Source organism: Streptomyces lydicamycinicus (assembly GCF_000829715.2).
GTDB classification, from domain to species: Bacteria; Actinomycetota; Actinomycetes; order Streptomycetales; family Streptomycetaceae; genus Streptomyces; species Streptomyces lydicamycinicus.
On record NZ_BBNO01000004.1, the window covers coordinates 327,162 to 349,347 of the forward strand.

The 22,186-nt window shown below is 66.8% G+C and carries 21 protein-coding genes; all 21 read right to left on the minus strand.

All coding sequences use genetic code 11. The features are described from left to right. Window positions 1-3 precede the first annotated feature (3 nt). The gene (locus TU31_RS14745) at window positions 4-1,293 is read right to left on the minus strand and encodes a hypothetical protein (protein ID WP_045867316.1); all 1,290 of its coding nucleotides are present in this window, start codon (window positions 1,291-1,293) and stop codon (window positions 4-6) included. Further along, window positions 1,290-2,378 (minus strand): hypothetical protein, encoded by a 1,089-nt coding sequence (locus TU31_RS14750; RefSeq protein ID WP_042154473.1) that lies wholly within the window; start codon window positions 2,376-2,378, stop codon window positions 1,290-1,292. The genes TU31_RS14745 and TU31_RS14750 overlap by 4 nt, the downstream gene beginning before the upstream one ends. Further along, window positions 2,378-3,310, minus strand: a complete 933-nt coding sequence (locus TU31_RS14755; RefSeq protein ID WP_042154475.1) for a hypothetical protein — start codon at window positions 3,308-3,310, stop codon at window positions 2,378-2,380. Before TU31_RS14755 ends, TU31_RS14750 begins: the two co-directional genes overlap by 1 nt. 12 nt (window positions 3,311-3,322) lie before the next feature. Beyond that, window positions 3,323-4,222, minus strand: a complete 900-nt coding sequence (locus TU31_RS14760; protein ID WP_042154477.1) for a phage distal tail protein — start codon at window positions 4,220-4,222, stop codon at window positions 3,323-3,325. Then, complete coding sequence (locus TU31_RS35945; protein WP_078885788.1) at window positions 4,222-8,505, minus strand: phage tail tape measure protein; 4,284 nt, start codon at window positions 8,503-8,505, stop codon at window positions 4,222-4,224. Before TU31_RS35945 ends, TU31_RS14760 begins: the two co-directional genes overlap by 1 nt. A 3-nt stretch (window positions 8,506-8,508) precedes the next feature. Next, complete coding sequence (locus TU31_RS14770) at window positions 8,509-8,814, minus strand: hypothetical protein (protein ID WP_042154478.1); 306 nt, start codon at window positions 8,812-8,814, stop codon at window positions 8,509-8,511. Window positions 8,815-8,840: 26 nt separating this feature from the next. Next, window positions 8,841-9,449 carry a hypothetical protein gene (locus TU31_RS14775; protein ID WP_042154480.1) on the minus strand — a complete coding sequence of 203 codons (609 nt, stop codon included), beginning with the start codon at window positions 9,447-9,449 and terminating at the stop codon, window positions 8,841-8,843. A 13-nt stretch (window positions 9,450-9,462) separates the two neighbouring features. Further along, on the minus strand, window positions 9,463-9,957 hold the full coding sequence (locus TU31_RS14780) for a phage tail tube protein (RefSeq protein WP_042154481.1): 495 nt from the start codon (window positions 9,955-9,957) through the stop codon (window positions 9,463-9,465). Between the two features lie 132 nt (window positions 9,958-10,089). Then, window positions 10,090-10,524 (minus strand): hypothetical protein, encoded by a 435-nt coding sequence (locus tag TU31_RS14785; RefSeq protein WP_158894476.1) that lies wholly within the window; start codon window positions 10,522-10,524, stop codon window positions 10,090-10,092. Then, entirely contained in the window at window positions 10,524-10,955 is a 432-nt protein-coding gene (locus TU31_RS14790) for an HK97 gp10 family phage protein (protein ID WP_042154483.1), read from the minus strand. Before TU31_RS14790 ends, TU31_RS14785 begins: the two co-directional genes overlap by 1 nt. Next, window positions 10,955-11,359: a hypothetical protein gene (locus tag TU31_RS38600; RefSeq protein WP_158894479.1), complete on the minus strand. Its 405-nt coding sequence runs from the start codon at window positions 11,357-11,359 to the stop codon at window positions 10,955-10,957. Before TU31_RS38600 ends, TU31_RS14790 begins: the two co-directional genes overlap by 1 nt. 144 nt (window positions 11,360-11,503) lie before the next feature. Next, window positions 11,504-11,758, minus strand: coding sequence for a hypothetical protein (locus tag TU31_RS14795; protein WP_042155437.1), 255 nt, complete (start codon window positions 11,756-11,758; stop codon window positions 11,504-11,506). A 196-nt stretch (window positions 11,759-11,954) separates the two neighbouring features. After that, window positions 11,955-12,380: a DUF6093 family protein gene (locus tag TU31_RS14800; RefSeq protein WP_042154485.1), complete on the minus strand. Its 426-nt coding sequence runs from the start codon at window positions 12,378-12,380 to the stop codon at window positions 11,955-11,957. Next, window positions 12,377-12,814: a DUF6093 family protein gene (locus TU31_RS14805; protein ID WP_158894482.1), complete on the minus strand. Its 438-nt coding sequence runs from the start codon at window positions 12,812-12,814 to the stop codon at window positions 12,377-12,379. Before TU31_RS14805 ends, TU31_RS14800 begins: the two co-directional genes overlap by 4 nt. A gap of 80 nt (window positions 12,815-12,894) precedes the next feature. Further along, window positions 12,895-14,010, minus strand: coding sequence for a hypothetical protein (locus TU31_RS14810; RefSeq protein WP_042154489.1), 1,116 nt, complete (start codon window positions 14,008-14,010; stop codon window positions 12,895-12,897). Window position 14,011: 1 nt separating this feature from the next. After that, window positions 14,012-16,126 (minus strand): methyltransferase, FxLD system, encoded by a 2,115-nt coding sequence (gene fxlM, locus TU31_RS14815; protein ID WP_042154491.1) that lies wholly within the window; start codon window positions 16,124-16,126, stop codon window positions 14,012-14,014. Between the two features lie 27 nt (window positions 16,127-16,153). Beyond that, window positions 16,154-17,425, minus strand: coding sequence for a lanthionine synthetase C family protein (locus TU31_RS14820; protein WP_042154493.1), 1,272 nt, complete (start codon window positions 17,423-17,425; stop codon window positions 16,154-16,156). Continuing rightward, the gene (locus TU31_RS14825) at window positions 17,422-20,415 is read right to left on the minus strand and encodes a lantibiotic dehydratase (RefSeq protein ID WP_245698547.1); all 2,994 of its coding nucleotides are present in this window, start codon (window positions 20,413-20,415) and stop codon (window positions 17,422-17,424) included. The genes TU31_RS14820 and TU31_RS14825 overlap by 4 nt, the downstream gene beginning before the upstream one ends. A 190-nt stretch (window positions 20,416-20,605) precedes the next feature. Continuing rightward, window positions 20,606-20,746, minus strand: coding sequence for an FxLD family lanthipeptide (locus tag TU31_RS36875; protein WP_078885829.1), 141 nt, complete (start codon window positions 20,744-20,746; stop codon window positions 20,606-20,608). Window positions 20,747-20,869: 123 nt separating this feature from the next. Further along, window positions 20,870-21,043, minus strand: coding sequence for an FxLD family lanthipeptide (locus TU31_RS36880; RefSeq protein WP_078885789.1), 174 nt, complete (start codon window positions 21,041-21,043; stop codon window positions 20,870-20,872). Between the two features lie 207 nt (window positions 21,044-21,250). Continuing rightward, window positions 21,251-22,171: an endonuclease/exonuclease/phosphatase family protein gene (locus tag TU31_RS14830; protein WP_042154496.1), complete on the minus strand. Its 921-nt coding sequence runs from the start codon at window positions 22,169-22,171 to the stop codon at window positions 21,251-21,253. Window positions 22,172-22,186 lie beyond the last annotated feature (15 nt).

Genomic DNA, 22,186 nt, shown 5'->3' on the forward strand with positions numbered 1-22,186 from the left:
CGTTCAGCTCCCGATGATGAGGTACCACACGTTGGTGCTGACGTTGTTGGTGCGGTTCACCCACACGGTCAGTCCGCTCGCGCTGACGTTGGAGGCGCTGCATTCCGCGACGGTGCCGGGCGCGACGGAGTAGGCGGTCACGAAGGCCCGGTGGACGCTTCCGGCGACGTTCAGCCCGCTGACGGTGATGGAGGTGGGGGTGTTCGGAGTGGGCGTGATCGTCACGATGCCGGTGACGATGTTCGGGGCCTTCAGCACCCCGTCAGTGAAGGTCATCTGCCGTGTGCCGCTGTTGACGGTGATTCCGGAGCCCTTGACGATGATTGAGTGGGCTCCTCCCCCAGCCTTGCTGCCACGAGATCCGTAGAGGGTGATCGCTGAGTCGGCGTTCGGACCGCCGTTCTGCACCGTGGCGTGGGCGTAGCCGTCAGTCTGGTCCGACGGTTCGAGCTTGACCGACCCCTGGCCGTCCATGGCCGGGGACCGGAGCGTGATGTCGGCACGCGATCCGCCGACGAGGGGTGAGTCCACGGTGATCTGTGGCTGAAGCCAGCTGCCCATGTCGAGGACTCCTGATCTGACGCGTCCTGGCGCGATCTCGGCTCTGGACCCGGAGTACATCTCCAACGCGGGCTGGCCATCAGAAGACGCCGGGTTCAGCACAAGCCGCGGCCCAGCCGTCGCCGTCTGCACCACGGCACCCGTAACCGTCTTGCCGTTCACCGCGTCCGCGTCGAGGTGTTCCGCCCGCACCGAGCCGGCCGCGATATCCCCTCCATCCGCCAGCCGGGGAGCGGCTACCGCTGCTGTCGACGCGCCGCCCGGTATCCCTGAGGTGTTGACCGCGAGGAGCCTGACCCAGACAGCGTCGTGCCCGTCTATCCCCACCGTCGCGGATGCCCCGGATCCGGCTTCGATGGTCGCTACAGGGTTGCGGACGTCAGGTGCCGCGGTGGCGCTCGGCAGGATGTGGACCTGTACCCGCGCCAGGTCGAGCGGCGCGAAGGCCGCGTCCGTGAAGCCCCCGTCCCAGGTGACCTTGATAGCTGACAGGCCCGCTTCGACGAGCGGTGCGCTGGGCGTGGGCGGCGGTGGGCCGTTCACCGCGGTGACGCCGGTCGTGCCGTCCGGTTGCACACCCACGATTCCCGTCAGCGCGCCGTCTCGGTCGTGGACCTCGATCGCACCGTCCTCAATGGAGGAGTAGGCGAGCCGCGCAGTGCGGGTGGTCCGGGCGAGCTGCCGTTCGAGTGCGGCCACCCGGGCGGCAAGACGTGCTACCTCATTGCTCATGCTCCGCCTCCGTAGGTGAATCGGTCTGCTCGGCGGAGTTGGATCACGGCCTGCTCGCTTTCTCCGGAGCCGGGGTGGATCTGGTAGGAGACGATTCGGGACCACATGTCGTAGTCGGCCCACTCGTCGTGCACGCGCACTCTGACGTCGTCACCGATCTGCCACGCTCCGATAGGCGCGGTCGGGTGGTCACGGACGACGATCTCGGTCACCTCGCCTGTCACCTGCCGCGCGATGCGTTCGGTGCGTGCCCTGGCGGTGAGCCGGTCCTCGCCCTTCTCGGAGGCCACCTCAAGAACGTGCTCCAGGCGCAGGCGGCCGTTTCGAACGGCGTCGATCGCTCGCCGTCGGTTGCGTCCCTCGCCGGCGCCGAGGCCGATCACCACCTGGGCGGCCTCGTCGGCGTCGTACTCCACTGAAACGGGCTTGATGATGTTGACACCGGATGTGAAGGCGAGGTCCGTACGGCGTGTGCCGAGCCGCGGCCATCCGATTCGGATGCGGTGCTGTGGTTTCTCACCAGACCACGCCAGGGTCTCTGTCCATTCGGGCCCGCCCTCAACCTGCACCATGTCGTCAACGACATCGCCAAGCACCGGCGCCTCCCACCAGTCGACGCTGTACCGGTCGGCGGGAGTTCCGACGGTCACCTTCGACGTGGTGTCGTCCACGACGATCCCCAGGTCGCCGTCCGGCTGTTCTTGCAGATAGCGCCACACGTCCCGGATGACGTTGCAAGGGTCCTCGTTGACATATGGCCCACGCCCACCGAGGTTGCCGTGCAGGTCGTGGCGCCGGGCAGCGTAGGAGCCGGGGCCGGCGGCCTCTACCTGGAGTTGGGAGCCCTCGGGGCTGGCACGCCAGACCAATCCACCCCACATCAGACGCCCGTCACGCTCGACGTACAGCCAGGTGTCTCCGGCGTCGACCTGCTCTCGCACGAGAGTCGCAAGCCGTGGTTCGACGGAGCCGGTGAACGTTCCCGCTGCCGACAGCGAGGGGCCGAATTCAACGTCTGTCATGGGCAGATCCCAGGCCAGCACGTCGCCGGTCAAGGCGCGGGCTGTGATGTACCGGTAGGCCATCAGCGAAGGCCCTCACTGAACTCCACGTCCAGGATGATGGACGTGCCGGTGTCGACACTCAGGTTCCCCGTTTCCTGCTTGTACATGAACGTCTGCAGGTAGAGCTTCTGCGTCGTTCCGCGCTGGCTCGCCGAGATGCTGATGTTGTCGGCGATGACGACCGTCTGCCGCCGGACCGAGGTTCCCTGGTTGTCATCGATGAGGGTGTCCTCACCGAAGTCGCTGCCCAGGACAGTCTGCATCTTGGCCCAGATGCTGTTGTCGTACATGCGCAGCCCGGCGATCGTGACAACAACCTTCGCGGACGTGGCCCACACGGGGATCGACACCTGCCAGGAAGCGGCGGTCGGCCAGGTGTGCCACTTTCCGTCCTGGTACTTCAGCTCAGACAGCGACGATGGAAAGGAGGTGTACAGCTTGCGGTCCCTGCGCGGGTTCGCTATTCGCCTCAGGTCCGTGATCATGCTGTCGGTGATGGTGGCCGTGTTCGCCGGAATGTTGACCCGGGCCAGCGGGATGGCCGAATAGCCTGAGGGCACCACCGTCTGTGTGGAAGACACGCCGGGCACCACTTCGTAGTGACCGATCGCGTCCTTCGCCGGGTCGAGGGTGCCCTCGTATTCGGGGTCCTCCACTCTGAGGATCAGCAGGTCGTTCCGGGCGCTGCTGCCGGTGGCTGCTATCGGGACGGTGCTGTCGCCCACGTTGAACAGGGTGTAAGAACCCTGGGACTTTGAGGTAGCGCCGGTGATGATCGCCGCTCCGTCGCCCACCCGGACTCCAGAGCTCGGCGTGACCAGTTGCCTCACCTTCAGGTCGTCGCCCTCGATGACGCCTTCGGAGGCACGGGCGAGGTTGCGGGCCATCATGCGCATCACCCGCGCCGAATGGGTGGCGCCGTTCACCATCAGGGGCGGCTGGATGAGAGCCATGTCGTGCGTCTCCTAAAGAGCGGTGTAGGCGTCGCGCCAGGCGACGATCAAGCGGGTGGAGTTGGTGTAGTCACTGCCGGTCCACGTGATTTCGCAGCGGCCGGCAGGCAGCCGGAACAGGTCCAGGCGTGAGGAGCGGGTGAGTGCGAACGAAGCGTTCGCACCGTCGTGGAGCACCCACCGCGTCCCAGGGCGCGTCTCGATGCGCAGCGACTCCCCAGCCTTGATCGAGTAATCGAGTGCGATCGTGCGGCCCGTCTGCTCGCAGACGATGCGGGGGTTGCTCACCGGGCCCTGGATCTCCAGTGCCGGCCAGGCCGGTAGGTCACCGTCGTTGAACGCCCATCCGGTGCGCAGCTCGGGGTCCACGACGCCTGTGGTGATCGGTGCGACGAGCGGAGCCTTGAAGCCCATAAGGGTCGTGGAGATCGACAGCGGGAGGGAAAGCGTCTGCTCCGGCTCGCCGTGCCAGCGCGGATCGGTCGCGGCGAACTCCAACGTCACCGGGATCCACCCGAAGTTGACCTTGCTCATGCTGGCCGTCTCCACCCTGCGCACACGCCCGTACAGGCGACGTGCGCTGTCTCGGCCCGGCCAGCGCATCCGCAGCACGGCCAAGTCTCCGGCGTCCTGGCGAATGGACGGGCTGGACGCGGCCCGATGCAGCGCGGCCAGAGCATCTGTGGCGGCGGCCGGGTCTCCAGGGGCGGTGATACCTACTTCGAGCGTCACCACGCGCGGCTGGTAGTAGTCCGCGCCCGGGAACGCGCCGTCATCGCCGGGCAGCTCAACGTCCTGGGTGCGCAGTTCGGGGGTGCCGAGCCCGCTGACCTCCGAGATCCGGTACGGCGTTCCGGGCCCCATGAGGACGCCGGCGAAGTCCACTTGCCAGTCCTTGGCGAGGGAGTCCATCAGATCCGCCCTCCCCGCTGGGCATTGCGGAGTCTGCGGTTGATCTCAGCCGCGACCGTGCGCGCGGAGCCCTCGGTGGCGGTCCCGTTCACAGTGATCGGCATTGAGCCGACCAGCGCCGCGGGCCGTTCGTCTCGCACTACGACCACCTGCACCCCCTGGGCGGGGCGTGCGTCGACCAGGCGGGTGGGCCCGCTCACTCCGCTGGGCGTGAGCCGGTAGCCGAAGCGCCCGGCCACGTCGCGCAGGACGGCAGTCGCCGATCCCCGCTGCGCGGCACCGAGCGGGATGAACGCCTCGCCGCGCGTCTCCGGTTCGGCGAACTTGATCAGTCCGCCGGATGTGGCGTAGAGACCAGGCGTGAGAATGCCGCCGGTCGCGTACGACAGTCCCTTGTTTGCGCGGGTCAAGTCACTGAGGAACTTGGCACCTTTCAAGCCGAGCGCGCTCTTCAGCCGGGAAAGGCCCAGATTTGCGATCTCGATGATGTGGTCCTCATCGAGTCCCGTGGCCTCGGCTACCGCATGCAGCCCGGTCGTCTTGCTCTTGACCGCGCCGATGATGGCCACCAGGTCCGGCAGGCCATCACCGGGCACGGTCTTCATCGCGCCGCGGGCGGCGTCGTTTGCCGCCTTCGCCTTCTTCCTGTCCTTCACCGCCTGGACAGCGAGATCGGCGGCGTCCTGGTCGCCCTGCTCAGCCAGGTGCTTGGCCAGGTCGCCGAAGCCGCCGACTGCCAGCTTCGCGAGGTTCTGCTCGAAGACGCTTTGGTCCTTGACGGCTTGGCGGAGCTGCCCGGTGTACTCACCGAGGCTCGCCTTGGACACGGTCGCCAGATCGCGAAGGTCCTTCGCCATGGACCGCAGGTACTTCGAGCTGCCGGTCGCCATCTTGTGGGTGAGCGAGACACCTTCCTCACCCATCTCCGCCAGGGCAGCTGCGACGTCCTGTCCGGCTCGGCGCGCCACGGTGTCCAGGTCGTGCCGCCACCGCTTGGCCGTCGAGACCGAGGAGTGGAGCTTCTTGGCGAAAAGGGTGAGGCTGAAGCGCCCCTTCTTGTCCTGCGAATCGCCTGCGATCCCGGACAGGGAGTACAACGTCGGCAGCCGGTACGCGAATCCCGACAGGCCGCCGTCGGCGTGGTAGCTGACTTCGCCTCCGAATCGGCGGGCGACCTCTTCGAGGATGCGCTTGGACCTGGCCCGCTTGGCGCCAGCCAGGGGTATATAAGCCTCGCCATGCGTTTCCGGCTCAGCCCATACACGCCACGCTCCCCCTGGCGCTATCTGTGCTGTGTGTTCCTCACGGTGCCGGACCCCTCCCTGGGCGTAGAACTCAAGCAGCCCTCCGTCGGCCTGCCTCTTGGGGGCCTGGATCAAGTCGGGCACACCATTGGCATCTCGGTCCCACGAGCTGCCCTGGATCTTCGCGTAGAAGGGGATGGTGACCGCGGCCGGCTTGTTGACGCTAACCGTGATCGTCTTTGTGCCGGGTATTCGCCCCACGGAGGCGCCGATGCCATCGAGCTGCGATTGCACCGCGGCCATGTCGCCGGACAGCAGGGCGCTCGTGAGCGCGGTCGCCGCTTCCGTTCCCTTCGTCTGCGACACCGCGACGATCAGGCTGAGCATCCCGGACCACTCGCTGTTCGACTGAGCGCCGGCCTTCTTGAACGCGCCAACGACTCCGGCCAGGTCGGGTGCCTTGATCGGCATGTCGGCGCCGTACAGGTAGCTCAGCTGGCTGCGGATCTGCTCGACGTCGCCCTTCAGGAATGACTGCGCCAGCGAAGTCGAGGCTTCCTTGCCGTACCGGGCGGACACATCTGCCAGGAGCTTCATGCCCTGTTCGAGCTGTGCAGAGGCGGCCTTGGGGAGCCGCTTGGCGGCGGCCGACATATCGGCGACGGCCATGTCCCTCATGACCCGTGCGAGCTTGCCGGGGTCGTTCGTGGCCGCAGCATTCGCCCAGGCGCGCGCGACCTTCTTTCCGTACTTCGCCGAGATCGCGGGCAGCTGCTCCAGGCCGGCGCGGAAGGCGGGGGTGGAGCGGGCCGACGACTCGCGGATGATTGATTCGAGCTCGTCGGCGACCTTGCCCTTGCCCTTCTCAAGCTGATTCACAAGCTCGTCGAGGATCGGGGCGGAGTCCGGGCCCAGTTTCACGAAGTGGTCGGCAAGATCCAGTCGTCCTTCGGCCGCCAGCAGGCCCAGGTTCTTCTGGAAGTCGCGCTGCGCCTTGAGCTGTTTGCGCAGCTCTTCGACGTAGTCGGCGAGCGATGCCTTGGAGGCGTCAGCGGAGCGTCCGGCCTTCCGGTTGGCTTCGGCGACTCGGTCCTGGGCGGCCTTCCATGCCTTCGCCGGGTCGACGATCGAGGCGAGGGCCTTGCCCATCGCTTCCATCTCGTCGGTGTACTGGGGCGCCCCGTTCTTGTCTGTCGGCAGGGACTGGGTGATGTCCCAGGCCCCGATGGCGTCACGCCGGTTTGCTTTGATCTTGTTGTTGACGATGGCCATGTTGGCGGCAAGCTCGTTCTCTTTCTTGACCGCGTCTGACCAGATCTTGTGCTGCTTGTCGAGGACCTTCTTGGCCCGGTCGAAGCTGACGTCGTAGGTGTAGACGCCGCCACCCATCTCCCACGAGGCGTCCTTGCCTCGTTGCAGCTCCTCTCGAAGGCTCCGGAGCTTTTCGCCGCCGGAGGTGATGGCGTCGATTGCTGTCGTCACGTCGACGCCGGCGTCCTTGAGTTTCTTGACGTCATCGCTGTTGGTGAGCTGTTCGGTGAGGGTCCGTAGTCCTGCTCCGTGCTCGCCCTCATCTCGCTCCTTGCGGAGCGCGTCGACCAGTTCCTCTGTCGCCGCCTTGGCCTTCTGCTTGCTGGCCGAGTACGCCGCGTAGATGCCGATGCCGACTGCCAGCAGAGCGGTGAGCCCCGCGACGGCGATCCCGGCGCCGCTGAGGACGGCCGGCAGCGCCGCTCCGCCTGCGCGCGCCGCAGCAAGCTCTGTCCGGAACACGGTGAGCTGCGCGCCGAACTTCAAGAACGCGGCCTTCCCCAGCAACGCGGCGGCCGAGACCGCGATCAAGATGCCCATCAGCGACTTCACCGGTCCAGGCAGGTCGTTGATCGCGCCGGCCAGCACGTTCAGGTACTCCCCGACGCCCTGCAGAGCAGGCAGCAGCACCCGCGCCATGTCGATGCCGAGGGCCTGCGCCTGGTTCTGGAACTGCGACCACTGGCCGGCGGTGGTGTCCATTTGGATCGCGTACGCCTTCTGGGTCGCCCCCGCTCGCTCGACCTCTTGGCTGATGCCCTGGTAGGTGGCGGCGTAGTTCTTGCCGTCCGCCGCGGAGAGCGCCAGCGCGGCACGCACTGCGCGAATGTCGGTCAGGAGAGGAACCAGCTTTTCGGCACTGCCGCCAGTAGCAGTACGGATCTTCTGCATGACGACGTACAGGCCGTCCTGCTTGAGGGCAGCTGCCGCCGACTCGTAGCCGAAGCCCTTGATCATCGCTGTCAGGTCTTGGGTGGGCTTCATCATGCGGGTGATCAGCATGTTCAGCGCGGTCACGCTCTCCGCCGCCGGGATGCCCGACAGGGTCACCGCCGCAAGTGCTGCGCTGATGTCCTCGAACTTGATGTCCGCCGCGGCGGCCATCGGCACCACGTCGCCGAGCTGCTGAGCCAGCTCCTCGAAGCTCACGACGCCGTAGTTGACCGTCTGGAACATCGTGTCCATGACGTCGCTGGCCTGCGAAGCGTCCATGCCGTACGCCTTCATGACGCCGAGCAGGGCGCGGGCGGACGTCTCGGTCGTGGTCAGGCCGGCCGCAGCTCCGCGAGCCGCCACACGAAGGATCGTCATTGCGTCCGCGCCGTCGAAACCGGTTGAGACGACCTGGTACAGGCCCTCGGCCAGTTGGTCGGCGGACTGCGGGAGCTGGGTGCTGAGCTCGACGATCTGGTCGGTGAAGCGGCTGACGTTGGTGGAGTTGATCTCCTTCGAGATCGTCATCACGTTCGCCATGTGCTTCTCAAGCTCGATGGCGCTGCGCACGCCCATGACGAATGCTCCGCCAAGGGCGGCGCCCATGACGGTGAACCCGGTAGCCATCGCCCGGCGGGTCCGATCCGACCTTGCAGCGAGCTGGTTGAGATCACCGTCGAGTCGCCGGACCTGTCCGCCGAACGCTGTCACCTGGCCTGCGGCAGTCCGCAGGCCCCCGACCAGACCGGATACACCGGCCTGGACCTGGACGTAGAGGGTGTAGGCCCCAGCCACTGGCTATGCCTTCTTTCTGGGCCGTAGCCCGACCTTCACCCCACGCCCCTCCGGACCCTCCGGGACCTGCTCCTGCTCCATGGCGATCAGCTCGCAGCCGACGCACCGGTGCGTCTCGGTGACGTACGCGAAGCGGTCGCCACCCGCCTGCTCGTCCCACTCCTCCGGCCTGGTCCCGCACGAGTCGCACACCGTTCGCGAGTAGGCGAGGTAGGCAATGGCCTTTGCACGGTCGAGCGCCGACCAACGCCCGTCTCCCGCCCCGGTGAACTGGCTGTGCGGGATCCCGTACGAGGCGCAGACCTCCATCTCTGCGCGGAAGCCTGGGTCGGAGGTCAGCCTTTTCCCAGGTCCGCCCTCAGCGTCTGATTGACCAGCAGGGCGCTGGTGAAAAGGGCTTTCGCCTCAGAGTCCGGCCATGCGTCGAGGAGTTCTTGCGCCTCCTGCTCGCTCATCCCGGGGACCTCTGCCCCTGACTGGTCCCGCTCGATGTGGCACGAAGCGATGAGGGCAGCCGGGTAGGTCTCGACGTTGTACTCCATGCCCTGATCCGCCTGCGCCTCCGTCGGCGGGTGATCACGCAGGAGCTGTTCCCAGGCAGGCCGCGGCAGAGCGCGGAAGGTCAGGACGACCGTCGCGTCTTCCAGGACACGTTCGGCGGCGTCGAGTCGAAGCTGCGCGGCGACCACGTCCGGGCGGGCGAGCATCCACTCCTCGCGGTCGGCCTCGGCGATGCCCTGCTCGACGGACTCAGCGCGGGCGGTGGTGCGGGCTTTCGCCAGCTCCAGGGCGGCGTCGGTGGCGTTCTTCTTCGCCTCGTCGTCGTCGCAAAGCCGCAGGCTGCGCTCTGGCAGCTTGCGTGCCTTGAGCCGGGCCATCTTGGCGGACCAGTGGGCGTCCCGGGCGACTGCGGCGGCGGGCGGTTCGGTGATAACGGTGGTCATGCGGCACCCCCGGTCAGACGGTCTTCGCCGGCACGGCGGCGTCGAGGACCGGTTCGTCGGTGATGCCGAAGGTGACCTTGAACTTGGCGGGCTCGCTGGCCGTGGAGTACGACGGGCTGCGGCTGCCGACGCGGACGGGGAACACGTCCATCGACTTGGACTGCGGCACATCTCCCTTGCGCAGGATGACGATGAAGCCAATGACGCCCTTGGAGAGCAGGGTCTCGATGGTGTCGCTGACCTTGTCCTCGTAGAAGGTCAGCGAGCTGTTGTCGGCCTTGTCCTCACCGGGAATGGTGGTGGCGAACGTCGACCCCATGTCCGGGGTGTCGATGGGGGTGTTCTCCAGCGACCAGCCTTCGACGTCGGAGATGGTGTCCGACAGGTTGGTGGCGTTGGCGGGCGCCAGCTCGGCGCGCGTGGGGATGTTGTCGTCGGAGGCGATCTTCTGCAGGAAGTAGAAGAGGGTGGTGCCTCGGCGCATGAAACGCTGCTGCGTGGTGGACACGCGACTCTCACTCTCCGGGGACGCTGACGGCTCCGGAATGCGGCAGGCCCGTCCCCAACAGATCAAGCTGGGAGTCGGCCCGTACCGAGTAGTCGGGCGTCCGCGATGGGCCTCCGCGGTGAGGTGAGTCGGTTAGCTACTGAGGGTGGTGACCTCGATGGCGAACCGCTGAACGTAACTGTATACGCCGCTGGCGACAGCCACGCCTTCTTCTTTGTCCAGCTCACGGGACATGACCGCGTAGCCGGTGGCAACGATCGGGTAGGTGTAGCCGAGCGGAGTGCGAGCCAGCATGCCCGATCGGACCTTGTCAGCCATCCACTCGGCCTGCTCGGCCGTCGTCGCAACTGACGTGATCTGGTAGACGATTCGGGCGTCTGCGCTTGCGTCGCCGAAGGGCGGGCCGTCGCTCGTGGAGCCGACGGGATACAGCACGCAGTACGGCGTCGCGGCTCCCGTCGGCAGGCTGCTTGCTGTGGGTGCCGTTCCGTATCCACAGGATCGTCCCGTCGCGGTGCCGAGCATCGTCTGAACAGCGAGGCTGAGCACCCGTCCGGATACGGCCATCAGTCACCCACCGCCGCTCCGACAGCTGCCAGGAACGCGGGCCGGATCTGCTCGACGGCCGGTCCCACATGGGGAAACGGCGGCTGGTTGTAGATCCGCCCGAGACTGTCTGCTCCGACGAAGCCGTACTCCAGGCGCCGGCTCTGCGGCTTGTTGGTGCCGACGATCGCCTCAACGTTCAGGCCGCTGGTGCTGAACTCGTGGGTCCATGAGCGACGGTAGTCGCCTGTCGGCGCGTTCGGTCCCGGTCTGCCGCTGGCATTGGCCTTGATCGCCGTCTCCAGCAGCATGGCGTAGTGCTGCACAACGCTGGCCACCGCCGGGAGCGCGGCTGCCGCGCGAGCATTCAACCGTGCCGCGATCTGGGGCGCGTTGCTGTAGGCCCCTGCCAACGGGTGGGCGTTCGGGTGCGGATTCTGCGGGGAGGCCATCAGTTCGTCTCCGGGTTCGGGTCGAACTCTCCCCGCGCCCACTGCTGGAGCTGTGCGAGCACCGCCTTGGTGAATCCGTACTGGCCGCCTTCGAGGTCAGGGCGGGCGAGGGCCGCCTTCTCCAGAAGTCCTGCGTCCATAGCCGAAAGGAATGCAGCTGCCGCAGGTCCCGGTTCGTGGGGGACGCCGACCGCGACTCGGGCGAAGCCGTCGAAGTCTGAGCCGGACTTTCCCCTTGCAAGTTGGATGACCAAGTCGGCTGGCTGACCCGCCAGTTGATGAATGGTGTAGCCGGAAACGACTCGCGAATAGTCGACTCCGCCTATCTGTATCGACGCCTTGGTTCCGTCCGTCGTGACCCTCACCTGCTGAAGGCAGGCGGCCGAAGTGTCCGTGATCTCCATACGTCGAGCGTAAGCCGGTTCTCGGACACTCCGATTCGCCTTAGAGCCTGTCCGATGGGTCAGCCACACCGGCCTACGGACGGGACTGAAAGCCCACCGCGTTAAAGCAGCCCGCTGCTGCTCGCTCCTTAGAAAGCCGAGTTGTCAGCAGGACGAGCCCACGCCGTCGAACTGCGCACCCGGGTTGCCCTCCCCATTGAGCGCGTTACCCAACAGACCGTTGAGGAGCCCGACCTGGCCCAGAATATCGATGTTCAGGTCGTGCGTCTTGCACCAGTGGCCGTGGCGATTGTTGAGCTTGCCGCCGCCCAAGCCGTCATCAGCAAAGGCACCGCCTGCGGCTCCGATCATGGCAACTACAGCCAGGGCAGACGCGGCGACAGCAGTATGGATGCGCATGTTCACTCCCATGTGACAGTCCCGACCCGGCGGTGTCGCCGAGGGCGGCGGCCCGGAGAGTGCCGCCGTACGGGTGAAGATCTCCGACGCAATCGGCCGCAAACGACGGCGAAGCCTGGTTCCCCCGAACTAGCTAAATCCTCCAGCGCGTCGAATGAAAGGGACCAGGTCACTGACAGCACCCGTCGGACAGGCTCTAGGACGGCGGGGTGATCTCGTCCAGTCGCGTCACACGGACAAGTTCGACGGTTGATGCCTCTGCCGGGTCGAGAACCTGCCAGACACGGCCGCCGGTCGCCGCACTGCCCGAATGCGCGACGGTCACCTCAACTCGGTCGTACCGGGCTGGCACCGGTGCGCCGAGAGGGGTCAACAACCGGTACCAGGACACCGTGTCGTCGAGCCACTGCTTCCCGATGATCCCCTCGGCGGTGACCTGACCGTGCCCGGACAGCATGGCGCCGGGCCCCTCATAGACCAGGTCGGCGGGCACCTCCCCGAGAAGCCCGGTGTCGGGGTCGAGCGCCGGCGTACCCGTCGGCCTGGTCACGCGCACCGTGTCCAAAAGGAGCTTGGCTTCCAGCTCCTTGCGAATCTCCTCCGGATCAATGGCGGTGGTCACGCCACCGTTCCCGACTTCTGGGTGTTCTGGTCAACCCACGTCGTCCGAACGACGCTCAGGGTAGAGGTCTCCCCGATGTCGATCACTCGCCATGTCCGACCGATGGCCGACTCGTCTTCGGCTTGCACGACGGTCACGGTGTCCTCGCGGGAGGCGACCGGTGCCGACAACGGAGTCAGCAGTCGGTACCGGGACGGGGTGTCGTCCACGTACGCCTGCCCGGCGAGGTGCAGGACAACGGAGGGCCCGCCAGTGGGGAAGATCGCGCCTGGGCCTTCGTAGATGGTGACGGGCGGACCGGGCTCGTACTGCCCTGTGTCCGGGTTGAAGATCGGCTCGCCAGGCCGGTAGATACGGATCTTGTCGGTGAGGATCTTCTTCTCAACGATCGCGCTGACGGCCCCCAGAGTCAGCCCTTCAGTAGGCACGCTCATGCATTCGAGCGTAGCCGCGCCCGCCGACAGCCCGGAATCTGTGCCCGGGGTGGTGAAGTCGGCCCGTCCCCACCACGACGTCAGGCACTAGCGGAAGGTGCTGCAGCGCACACGCGGGTGATCACAGACTCGCTGGTGTTGAGGGCGGTGAACAGGTCCCCTCGCAGGTCTTCGGGAATGGCGCCGGAGCCCAAAGCACACCCCTCGACGATTCTCTGAAGACGGTCTGCCTGCTGGGCGGTCATGTACTCGTGGCAACCAGGGTGAGACAGCACATCGCGAGCTGCGTAGCCGTCGCCTACCGCGACGGTCTCCTCGACGAGATCTGTGGCAATACGGCTGGCAATCCCCGGACCCTGTCCACCAGCAAGGTCGATGGCGGACAGCCCCAGCCGTGTGAGGAACACCGCCAGGCCAGCACTTCGCTCCAGGGAACGGTAGAGATCCACCAAGTCGTCGAGAGCAGTGTCGACCGGCAGGTTCGCCGTCCGCCTGCACAGCACCGTAAGAAGTGCTGCAATCGCGCTCTCCCACGCCTCACCAGGAACGGTGCCACTCAGCAGGACCTCAGCCCGTTCGATGTCTCCCGCCGTGATGTGGGCTATGACGGCAACCTGGCGGCCGTCAAGCATCCTGCTGCCGATGCCCTTGTGCCGCTGGACCTGGGCATGTGCCTCCGCCCACATGTCGGCGCTGGCCAGGGCGCGCGTACCGTCGGCCAGCAGTACGGTCCACAGCCATTGATGCAGCTTGCGGCGGTCCTCGTTCGCCCCGGTGACGCGCTCAAAGGACACCTCGTTCCCGTCGATCGTGACGGCCGTGCCGGACGTCACCGCTCGGTACATCGAGTCGAGAAGAGCAAAGCCACCGCCTCCGTCGCCGGAACGGATCAGCAGCCGCGCGAGGTTGACCAGGGGCTCCAGGCTGAACCGGGCGACCTGCGCGCCCAGGGGCTGGGTGCGCAGGTACGCCACGGCGTGACGCCAGCACAGAGTTCGGGCCAGGTCCGGAACGGCACAGTCGCTGGCGAGCAGGGCCGCCTTGTTGAAGGCGGCAGATGCTGGGGCCAGCCGGCCGGTGCGCTCGGCCTCCCGTGCAAGGCCGCCGATCTCCTGAACTCGATCAACGAGGGGCGAACAGGCAGGCCGAGGCCGGGCGACCAGCGGAAAACGCCGCACTATCTGGCTGGCGTCCATCTCACTGCCACTCGATGACGATCCGGTTGAGGGCATTGTCGAACGCGAATCGTCCCGGCGCCGAGGCCGGCGGTGCACCATCGAGATTCTGGACTTCGAAGGCCACGTTGCGCTCGCGGAAACCGCGATTCCATACGCCCATCTCTTCGGCCACCCGATCGGCGAGCTCCTTGCCTGCCGGACCGTGGCCGATGGCTCCCGCCTCGTACAACTGCCCGCCGTCCTCGGCAAGACCAGCCTTCCGCAGCGTGAGGTAGGCGAAGCTGCTTTGTTCCGCCACCGCCATGGGCCGGAACCCGTCGGCCAGGTTGCTGGCCCCGGCGCCGTTACGATCGACTTCCATCCGGCTGAGGGCGTTGTCCAGGCTGCACGACAGCCAGAGCCACATGTACTCCGGCGACTCAGACCCCCGGAACGTCACGCCCGACCACGCTTCGGTTCCCGGCTGGTCGAGCACGCCGCGCAGCGCCTCGTCCGCCTTCTGCTCCTGGTTGAACTGGAGCTTGACTGCGCCGTCGTCGGTCAGTGCGACAAGGCGCCGCGGGTCATCAGCTACCCCTGCCCGCAGCGGCATGAACGTGCACATCGCACTGCGGACGCTACGCCAGCGGCCATCTGCGTCCCGCTCGAAGGCGACAGCACGCGAGACGCTGCCCCGCAGCCGGAGAGGCACGACGAGGCGGCCGTCGGGCGCGAGCTGGTCGAGCCAGGCCGACGGGATCCCGTGAGCACCAACGGTCGCGACGATCCGGTCGTAGGGAGCGCCCTCCAGGTGGCCGACCGCGCCGTCTCCGAGGATTACGGTCACGACGTCGGCGAATCCGGCTTCTTCGACGGCCGCTTGGGCGTTGTCCACGAGGTCCTGGTCCACGTCGATCGTGTATACGTGCCCCTCTTCACCGACCAGACGTCCCATGGTCGAGGCGAACAGGCCGCTGCCGGCACCGCCTTCCAGGATCCTCATGCCCGGCTTTGCTTCGGTGAGTTCCAGCATGAGGGCGTTGACCGACGGCTGGGAGACGGCGCTGATGGACGCACCGGAGCTGTCGAACTTGGTGTGGACCGGGGTGTCGGCGTACGCCTCTTCGAGGGTGGCGCCAGGCTTCGACTGGCGTACGAACACGTGTCGAGGTACTGCCCGAAGAGCGGCTTCGATGTCGTCGCTGTGCACGCGTCCATCGGCCTTGAGCTGGTCGACCAGCTTGTTGCGGAGGTTCTCGGCAGCGGTGTTGTCGTTGATCGTGTCGGTATCCACGCCGGTGAGGCTAGTGGCATCAGCGGCCGTGCCTGATGCAGACGCGGCGGATTCGCTCGTTCCCATGACTACCTCTTTCGCCAGGTTTGACAAGGTGCTTTGGTCCTCACTGCTGAGGCCCAATCGGTTCCAGTGGAAGATCAGGTGGTGGGCGAGTACCGCTCGAAATCCGCGTTCCAGCCGTCCAAGGCGGTGGAGGCGAGCGAGCCGCTGCCCTGCCCACTCGAACGTGGCAAGCCAGTCGGCCAGTCCCGTCAACGAGCCTCCGTCGACGAGCCTGCTGGTGGCGCTGACATCGACGGTCATGAGCTGTCGCACAGCCTTCGCGGCCCGGTCGGACACGGGCGCGACCGCCGTGCCTTGTCGCTCAGCGGCCACCCTCGCCCATACGTCGCCCTGCTCGAAACGATCCAGGCCCGCGGAGCGCATGAGAACGCTGAACAGCAAGATCGCCAGCTCGCGCCGTCCCAGGCCCGGCGCCTCGGGGACTTCCCGCACAGCGGCGGCGAATTCGAGGATGTGGCGACTGTCGTGGTGAAACAGCTCGTGGGCCAGCTTCATCCCGGCGGCGCCACCGAATGCCACCGCCTCCGGCTCGTAGATCCCCACCGTCCACTCGCTGACTAAGCCCTCGGCCCGCAGGCGTTCCAAGAGGCTGTCCAGGCGTGTGGAAGCCCGATCGTCAGTGGGCTCATACCGGATCCGCCAGCACGGGAATTTGCGCAGGAACGACCACTGCACGATCTCGCCCTCCGCTGCACCGACCTCAAGCTCGGGCAGAAGGTGTTCGGCGGCGAGCTGTTCAGAGTCCGGCCAGGTGGCGAACTGGACGAGGCGCTGCGGCCACTCGTCAGGTGCCATATTCACTGTTGCCTCTCTTCGTACGGGTCAGTTGATCAAGAAGCATGTGTCCCAGCCGGATATGGGGGGCGTGCCTGTCTGCGTCGCGTGCAGAGCGAGAGCCACGCCGGCTGCGCCTTCGAGCAGTCCGATGTCGCCGGGCCCGTTCGGCGGCCGAAGAAGCGATGTGGCCAGAGCAACTGGCTCGACGTGTGTGATGGGAGCGAGCAGGCGAGGCAGCTGCTCGGCGAGGACGGGCTTGATCGCGTCCGCCGCCATGCTCCGCGTGATGTGCGCCAGCCCCGCAAATCCGTGACAGATGGAGTGATCTCCGGTCGCTTGCAGCTGTTCCGGATCTGTCATCGCGTGTGCCATGGCGCTCTCGGCCATCTGTTGCCGCTCTGTGTCGCCCGTCGCGATTCCAGCGAGTTGCAAAGCTCGGGCGATGCCCGCTGTTCCGTAGCACCAGCTCGGGCGTGAGGGGCCGTTGCCGGCATCGCCGTAGCGAAGCTGCTCTCGGGTGATCCAGTAGGGCCACCAGGGTCCGGCCGGTCCGTCCTGACGCCATCGATCCAGCCATGCGCAGATCCGGCTGATTGCCTCGGCCTGTCCGTCGACAGTGACACCGCGCCGTGCGGCAATCGACAGAAGAGCCAGTGGGCCACCGATGCCGTGTGCTACCCCCGTGTTGGCGTGGCCTTGAGGGAATTCCGGTGACGGCTTGCCGGAGGGGGCCAGGTCGCACCACCAACCGGGTACGAGCTCGCCGGAGCTTTCGATCGGTTCGGTGAGCCGGACCAGGTAGGAAAGGACAGCTCGGGTCAGGTCGACTTGGCCCTCGCGCCTGAGCAGAAGAGCACCGAGGCCGCTCAGGCCGCGGATGGTGTCGAACTCCGCCAGCGCGGGCAGCTGCCCACGGTCCATTCGGAGATGTGCACGCTCCAGCCGGTGACGCGTCATGTTCTCGATGTGCCGGTCGAGGGTGTCCAGGGCGCGGGCATACCGCTCGGGCCGGTCTGCCGCCGCGGCGTTCAGAGCGAAGGCGAGCGCGGGGGCGCCGTAGTAGAGGTGACCGTCCACGCCGCCGACGGCTGGGGCTTCAGCGGCGCAGGTGAGCCAGTCGTGAGCGAGCTTCCACGACGCGATGCCGGAGCGGGCCCGCTCGACGTGTAAGAGAGCGACGCCTGCGGCGCCGTACGCCAGAGACTGCGGAAACCAGCCCTGTGTGAGTTCAAGCCCGCGCACATCGGCCGGTGAAGCCAAGCGATCGGCGATGGCGTCGGCTGCTGCCTGCACCCTGAGGTCTGACGTCTCGCTCATGAATGCCGCGCTTTCCAGGCGAGCGCAGCGGCCCGAGCCAGCCTCAGGCAGGTGCGCTCGTCGTCTTTGTCGATGCCGGCGGCTCGGATGTGGTGGCCATGGAGGAGCGAATCAAGGATGGTGTCGGGGTTCACGTCCTCGGCCTGGCGCAATAGCTCCCGATACTGGCCCAGGGCACGGTCGCGGGCTGCCCACTGGGCGTACATCGTCTCTCCACCGGGGGCTGCACGGAGCCCGGCCCAGTTGTCCGAGGGATCAGCCAGCCGTACCGCCTCTGCGAGCACGTGTCGATCCAGCGGTTCGGAAGCGTGAATCTTGCCGTACCTGATCATCCAGTCCATGCCCTCGCGCGAGCCGCCGGAGAAGGCCACCGCAATGGCTATGAGGTTGCTGGCTGCGAGGACCTGCGGGTGGGGGCCGCCTGGTAGGGCGAACTGTTGGGCAAGGCAGCGTGAGTCGGCGGCGAAGACGGCCTCGACGGCTTGCATGGCTGCCCCGCGTCCCCACCTTCCGGTCTCGGGGTAGGAGGTGGCGAATTGCAGGTCGCTGAGCAAGCCGTCCTCACGAAGACCATCCGCCCACCTGCTGATCCACGCGGCGGCCTGACCGAAGGCTGCGGGGTCAGGAAGAGCAACCCTCAGGCGAATGTGCGGGCGCGGGTCGCGGTACCGCATGTACCACCATGCTGGCGGCTGGTCCCATTGCGCGAGGAGCTGCGGGAGGTAGTGGCCCAGGATCTCTGGCTGCCGCTCGTTGTGCCCGTACAGCTTGGCCATAAGCCATTCGGATCCGCCGGGCAGGCGCCCGTGGCCACGTCCAATGAGGCGGGAAGCGGAGACAGCTGGTGCGGCGGGCCACTGCGGGGGAACGGCTGCCGTCATCGGAACGGTGATCTCGTGGGCATGGCCACTGAACCAGGTGCTGGTGCCCTGGGGGGCTTCGGCGAGCACCGCGCGCTCGGAAACGTCCAGGTGCGAGCGCAGGAGTTCGAGGTGTGCGCTGTGCCCGAGGTCCAAGTGCAGAAGTCGGTCGCCCTCGGTCAGGTAGACCGACTTCGGGAGCCGGCGTTGCTCTGCCCACCTTTGCAGCTCCTCGCGCCACTCTTTCCACGGAGCAGCGCGGCTGGGCAGTTCGGAGCGCGTCAGTCGCCACCTGGCCGGCGAGAGGACCGTTCGGCCGTAGCGCAGGCGCGGAAGGAACGGGAGCCGATCAGCAATTCCCCACGTGAAGCCGGTGACGACGGCGGCCTGCGCTTTGCCGATCTCGCTGAGGAACCGGGCCAAGGGCGGGGTGTGTGTTCGCAGGTCGAGAGCGTGTAGTGCGTAGGCGTCCACTCGGGCCTTTCGGGATACCGAAGCCAGGTAGAGGCGACGTCGGTCGCAGCCCACTGCGAGATCGCTCAGCGGAATCACGCTCGGGCCGGCTGGTCGGTGTTCCGCCACGCTGATGATCTCGGGGGCCAATGCGGGCGCGCGGGTTACGTGGGCGTCGCTCGGGTCGAGCGGTGCAAAGGAGAGCTGGGCCAGCCGCGTACCGGGATCGGTCGTCGGCAGTTGCGCGATTTCACGGGCTGCTCGGGCTCGATCAGATTCGTCCAGCAAACCGATGAAGCGACCGGACAGGGTACCGACGCCGCGGGAGGCACTGATGACAGAGAGCGTGAAGTCGCCGCTGTCGAGTGCGTGGACCGACTCGGCGTGAAGTTGGAACCGCAGCTCGAAGTGAGGAGGGATCTGCAGCCTCTTTCGGTCCCCAAGCTGTAGCTCGGTGATCGTTTGCTCATCGAGCTGGACCTCGTCGCGACCGTCGAGCGCGGCGCTTTGGGCCAGGGCAAGAAGCTGGTGGTCGCGCGTGCTCGCCAGCCCTTCCGGCTCGGGCTCTCCATCGAGGTATCCAGCGGGGAACCCAAGACCGATGTCGGGGTCAACGACGTCCCGGAGCGGGACGAGGGAGCCGATGCCGTACCGCTCAAAGAATCTGTTGTGGTATTCCTTCCACGCCGCAGTGCCGAACGGCCAGGCAGTCAGCTGCGCCAATGCCGTCGCTGCCGATTCGGCTTCACGGCGAACCTCCCGCGGGAGGGTGAGTGAGCAGTCCACGCGCAGGTCCACCGCCAGGGGCTGAGAGGCGACGGCGCTCACGTCCGTCATCAGGCCCCGCAGCTCGGCGCGCAGACACCGGCTGGCGGGACCGGTGCCTACCTGGCTGTGCTCGTTCATGCGACGGCGAACAGAGCGGAGACGACCAACGATCTCACTGGCCTCAGGCACGTCTTCGATACGGGCCGCTTCCACCTGATCCATGAGGTGAGCGAAGGCGTCGAACGTGGTCGACGGCGCATGGAGGCTGGTGATCAGGGCTCCGTGTTCCACCAAGGTCTCGATGAGGGGAGCAATCTTGCCTGCTGCCTTGGGGAACTCGGCGGCCACCTTCTCCACCAGCTCGTCGTAGCGGACCGGCGCTCGGGCAGCTTCGACCGCTACCCGGACTGGTGCGGTGTACCTCAGGCGCGCCTCGGCCACGGCACCACCTTCCACGGGGCGACGCCGGGGCGGGTATGGAACGACCAGCCGGTTGCCCCGTAAGAACACCGCTGCATTTGCCATGAGCGGTAGCCGACACAGCACCTCCGGCACGGCTTCCAGCTGGCCGATGACGTCACTGAGCCAGGCGGAATCAGCACGGGCAAGGGCACGGTGCCGTTCGCCCCAACGAACCGCGGTCTCGGCGCCGAATTCGGCCGGCGCCACACCAGCGAACAGTCCGAAAGGTGTGGCCCGACTCGTCATCCGCATCACGTATCGGATCACGGACAGAACCGTTCGGCGCACCTGCCGTACGTCCAGGCGCGCGTCGGAGCACACCGCTCCCACCTGCTGTGCAAGGTCCGGGCTCGCCAGCTCGATCGCTTCGGCAACCGCGGACAACGCCCAGACTTCTGCCAGCCATTCGCGCCACCGCTGCACCTGTCCGGGCGAATCGTCAGCCATGTCCGGCCAGGCTGGCAGGTCCAGTTCGGACCAACAGGCGGCTCGTACGAGCACCGACTGACCACACCGATACAGCTGTCGGCTACGTCTCGAAGCCATGTGCTCCCTCCCTCGTAAGCCCTTCAGCCAGGTGCCGGTTCGGGCAGCGGCGTACCACTGCCCGAACCGGCATGGACTAGCGCCCCTGTGGTCAGGCCACCTTGGTGGCGCACGCGCTGGGGCACGAGCTGCCGCAGCCGTCGTCCGTCAGCACGATCAGCCGACCGTCATCGACGCCGGACTCCAGAACGCTGACGTCCAGGTCGAACTCGTCCTTCATCTCCACTTTCATCTCCACGGGGTTTCCTCCAAGGGTTGAGGCCGATCCGAAGGTTCGGCTCGGTGAGCCGGTTCCGCCGTCGCCGACGGCGCCCAGAACACGTTGGCGTCGGTCCTGGGAGTTCGAGGTGTTGCGTCAGGCAGCGTTGCTGACACACGAGGTGCCGCAAGTGCTCCCACAACCACCGTCGGAGGCCGCGAGTTCGATGGTGGTCTTACCGGCGTCCAAGACGGTGATGTCCAGATCGAACGGGTCCTGAGCGACGGCGCCGGTGGACTCCGGCTGCCCTTCCAGCGTGCTGAGCATCATGGTGATACCTCCGTTGACTGGTCGAGACGATCTTGCGGTGTTGCAGATAGCCGGTCAGGCCCTGGAGCGTAGTGAGATAGCCACACGGCCCAGGCAGTTCCGGCCACCGGTCCGAGGTGCCATGCACCACGTGCTGGAGCGTGCGGGGCCGCTTCCCCCGGACCGGGGTTCAGGTATGCCGCCGACGCTCACCGCGGCGGCCGTCGTTCATGCCACAGCCAATTCGAGCTGGTGGTTGAGCACGTCCGAGAGGATGTCGGCGTCGAGCGTGAGGCGGACAACGTGGTGATCCGAGTCCGCCTCCGGGACCTCGATCACGTCAACGCCGACCACAGTTCCAAGCAGGTCGCTCGTGGCGTAGATGCGGTCGATGCGTGAGTCCGGACCGTGGGTCTCGCAACCGTTGACCGTGCGAGAAAGCGCCTTCGCGCTCCCATCCCGCGTGTTCGCCCAATGGCGCGCGACATCCTCCAGCCCCGCCGTGCGCAGCGCCTCGTCCGGGCGGGTGTCCATGACGCGCCTGCCGCCGGGCCCAACGAAGGACCGGTGCAAGCGGTGCGGCCGGTCGGCTATGGCCTTCAGTTCCGGCAGGGCGACGTCTCCCTCTACACCCGGTGAGGGGTACGAGTTGTTGTCCCCAGCGAGGAGAGCTGGCATCCGCACGGTCTCGCCGTCGGCCGTCGTCCACGTCTTGTCGGCCCAGACCGTGAGCCATTCGGCCTCGGCGAGCCGGGTGGTCGGGGAGGCGTAGTTCAGGTGGTACGAGGCCACCGCGATCGGCATGGATCGACTGCCCGCCGGCGTGAACCGCAAAGTCATGGCTGTCGGAGGCAGCACCCACATCGGGCCGGTCTGCGGCCACTCTCTCAGCGGCTGGAACTTGCGGGGGTCGGCGAACACCGCAGTGCACGCCCGCGGGCCCAGCCAGCCGCGCAGGCCGAGGACATCCTCCAGCTCGTACATGATCTCGTTGCCGTTGGTGTCCGCTCCCCACATCTCCTGCCGGAGGACGAGGTGCGGATTGAGGGATGCAAGCAACTCGTGCGCCCGGAGCCTCTTCGCTGCAATGCCCGCACCATTGCGCTCGAAGTTCCAGGACAGGACGGTAATTTGGGACTTCCGGTTCATTGGTGGTCGCCTCCC

Bases quoted from the DNA above. Each gene is read 5' to 3' on its own strand.
- TU31_RS14770 (WP_042154478.1), bottom strand. From the start codon at position 8,814: ATGGAGGTCTGCGCCTCGTACGGGATCCCGCACAGCCAGTTCACCGGG.
- TU31_RS14810 (WP_042154489.1), bottom strand. From the start codon at position 14,010: ATGGACGCCAGCCAGATAGTGCGGCGTTTTCCGCTGGTCGCCCGGCCT.
- TU31_RS14745 (WP_045867316.1), bottom strand. From the start codon at position 1,293: ATGAGCAATGAGGTAGCACGTCTTGCCGCCCGGGTGGCCGCACTCGAA.
- TU31_RS14775 (WP_042154480.1), bottom strand. From the start codon at position 9,449: ATGACCACCGTTATCACCGAACCGCCCGCCGCCGCAGTCGCCCGGGAC.
- fxlM (WP_042154491.1), bottom strand. From the start codon at position 16,126: ATGGCACCTGACGAGTGGCCGCAGCGCCTCGTCCAGTTCGCCACCTGG.
- TU31_RS14790 (WP_042154483.1), bottom strand. From the start codon at position 10,955: ATGGCCTCCCCGCAGAATCCGCACCCGAACGCCCACCCGTTGGCAGGG.
- TU31_RS14785 (WP_158894476.1), bottom strand. From the start codon at position 10,524: ATGGCCGTATCCGGACGGGTGCTCAGCCTCGCTGTTCAGACGATGCTC.
- TU31_RS14795 (WP_042155437.1), bottom strand. From the start codon at position 11,758: ATGCGCATCCATACTGCTGTCGCCGCGTCTGCCCTGGCTGTAGTTGCC.
- TU31_RS14755 (WP_042154475.1), bottom strand. From the start codon at position 3,310: ATGGCTCTCATCCAGCCGCCCCTGATGGTGAACGGCGCCACCCATTCG.
- TU31_RS14830 (WP_042154496.1), bottom strand. From the start codon at position 22,171: ATGAACCGGAAGTCCCAAATTACCGTCCTGTCCTGGAACTTCGAGCGC.
- TU31_RS14820 (WP_042154493.1), bottom strand. From the start codon at position 17,425: ATGAGCGAGACGTCAGACCTCAGGGTGCAGGCAGCAGCCGACGCCATC.
- TU31_RS36875 (WP_078885829.1), bottom strand. From the start codon at position 20,746: ATGAAAGTGGAGATGAAGGACGAGTTCGACCTGGACGTCAGCGTTCTG.
- TU31_RS36880 (WP_078885789.1), bottom strand. From the start codon at position 21,043: ATGATGCTCAGCACGCTGGAAGGGCAGCCGGAGTCCACCGGCGCCGTC.
- TU31_RS14760 (WP_042154477.1), bottom strand. From the start codon at position 4,222: ATGGACTCCCTCGCCAAGGACTGGCAAGTGGACTTCGCCGGCGTCCTC.
- TU31_RS14825 (WP_245698547.1), bottom strand. From the start codon at position 20,415: ATGGCTGACGATTCGCCCGGACAGGTGCAGCGGTGGCGCGAATGGCTG.
- TU31_RS38600 (WP_158894479.1), bottom strand. From the start codon at position 11,359: ATGGAGATCACGGACACTTCGGCCGCCTGCCTTCAGCAGGTGAGGGTC.
- TU31_RS14750 (WP_042154473.1), bottom strand. From the start codon at position 2,378: ATGGCCTACCGGTACATCACAGCCCGCGCCTTGACCGGCGACGTGCTG.
- TU31_RS14805 (WP_158894482.1), bottom strand. From the start codon at position 12,814: ATGAGCGTGCCTACTGAAGGGCTGACTCTGGGGGCCGTCAGCGCGATC.